Source organism: Terriglobus sp. YAF25, assembly GCF_052113305.1.
In the GTDB taxonomy this organism is placed as follows: Bacteria; Acidobacteriota; Terriglobia; order Terriglobales; family Acidobacteriaceae; genus Terriglobus.
The window spans coordinates 1-1,962 of record NZ_JBFRCY010000804.1 but is presented as its reverse complement, the minus strand read 5'-3'; the positions used below and the strand labels follow the sequence as shown (position 1 = coordinate 1,962).

Annotated in this window: 2 protein-coding genes; one reads left to right on the top strand and one right to left on the bottom strand. The window is 59.3% G+C overall.

Annotated features, from left to right (window positions below; genetic code table 11):
• A partial coding sequence (locus AB4043_RS23920; RefSeq protein WP_442308305.1) for an HAD family hydrolase occupies window positions 1-567 on the bottom strand: 567 nt, incomplete at its 3' end.
• A 137-nt stretch (window positions 568-704) separates the two neighbouring features.
• On the opposite strand from AB4043_RS23920, the gene AB4043_RS23915 reads away from it, so the two are divergent.
• On the top strand, window positions 705-1,962 hold a 1,258-nt coding region (locus AB4043_RS23915), incomplete at its 3' end, for a protein kinase domain-containing protein (RefSeq protein ID WP_442308304.1).

The following is a 1,962-nucleotide window of genomic DNA, read 5'->3' as shown; positions in this document are numbered from 1 at the left end:
GCTCTTGGGTGAGTTCCCGATCATCCACGTGGAAGCCGCTTCGCAGCCGTGACGATCGCGCAAAGTCAAGTAGGCTTCGCTGTGTTTTTCGGGCAAGACTTCGATCTCATGAAAATACGGCTTCAGGCCGGAGCGTTCCAGCTTGTCGCGCTGTTCCCAGTCGTCGCCTTTGGTGACCAGAATGATGCGATGGCGTGTCGTCAGCTCAGCCAGGGTATCGGCAACGCCGGGTAGAAGTTCAATCTCCTGGGTTGCAATGGCATCGGCAAAGCTGGAGATCTGCGCGTGCGTCTGCGGAGAGACGGGTTCCGTGGAAAGCTGTTCAAAGCAGTTCACCAGGGACTGCCGGAAGCTCTTCAGACCATAGCCGCGTTCACGGATGGTCTCGCGCTCACATGCATTCAGGTGATGGCGTATCTCATCGGGGCTGTACGCGTGGTGGTTCAGCAGTGAGATGAAGCTTGCGATGGCCCGTTCGAAGTAGATGTTGTTCTCCCAAAGGGTGTCATCGGCATCGATCAGCAGCGTCTGACCCAGTGGCAGGCGTTGTATGGAGGTGTCGGGCATACACCGTTCATTGTATCGACCAAAAGTGAAGGAAAAGCTATTCGCGGCCCGGCACAGACGGGGTATGATGGACGCACTTTCACACAAGTTAGTTTGGTGGTTTCTGCCGAAGTGCCGCGGATTGCGATGTTCTGGATATGAGTTTTGAGACAGGAAGTTTTGTTGGCCCGTACCAGATACTTGGGTCCCTCGGACGCGGCGGCATGGGTTCGGTATTCCGTGCGCTGGATACCCGTCTTCATCGCGAAGTCGCGTTGAAGGTACTGCATGAAGATCTCTCCATGCCGGGGATGCATGAACGTTTCCTGCGCGAAGCACGTGCCGTGTCGGCGTTGAACCATCCGAATATCCGCACCATCTTTGACATCGGCGACCACAATGGCGATCCCTACATGGTGATGGAGCTGCTCGATGGCGAGACGCTGCGCGACTCCATCGATCGAGGCCCTATGCCGGTGGCAGAGGTGCTGGCCTACGGGATTGAGGTCGCCGAGGCTCTGGCTGCGGCGCATGCCAAAAATATCGTCCACCGCGATATTAAGCCGGCAAATGTTTTCCTGGTCCCTCGTCCCAGCGGCGCCTGGCAGGCGAAAGTTCTGGACTTCGGCCTGGCAAAGATTGAGCGCATGACAGGGCATTCACAACACACGCAGGATCTGACGGTCACGGGATCAACGGTCGGCACGGTGGCCTATATGTCACCCGAACAGGCGCGCGGGGAACAGCTCGATACGCGATCCGATCTCTTTTCGCTAGGCGTGGTCCTGTATGAGATGGCGACAGGATGTGTGCCCTTTGATGGGGCGACCAGCGCCGTGATCTTCGTCAACATCCTGAGCCACGATCCGCCGGCGATGAAGAGCTTCGGAGCGAATGTTCCCAAGGACCTGGAAAAGGTCATCCTGAAGCTGCTGGCGAAAGACCGTAAGAACCGGTACCAGAGTGCAGGGGATGTCGCTGCGGCACTTGAGGAGATTCGCGACGGAGGCAAGAAAGCCCCGTGGATGCAGCGATCCAAGCCACCGGTGAACGATCCTGGCGATCCCCGGTCGGTCGACCGGCGGATTCGCCGGACATCGAGCCCACCCGTACCAGGCGGCCGGCGGGAGAACGATCTGCCGGAGCGCATTTCCCAGCCGTTTATCCCTCCGTCAACGATAGGCGTTCCGGCCGCGTCGCCGGAGCAGGCACGTACCTCTGGTCCAACCGACGCAACGGAGATCAATATTCCGGCGGCAGGCTGGCGTCCTCCAGCTCCCCATTCGTCACAAACCTCCGCCCATCATGCAGAAGACAAGACGGCAGCCGTCGCTGTGGCCTCGGGGCAGAGGTCAGCACAACGGCGGGCAGCGTCGGGCTCAGGGGTTGTAGCCGCAAGGCCGCGTGCCTCTTACG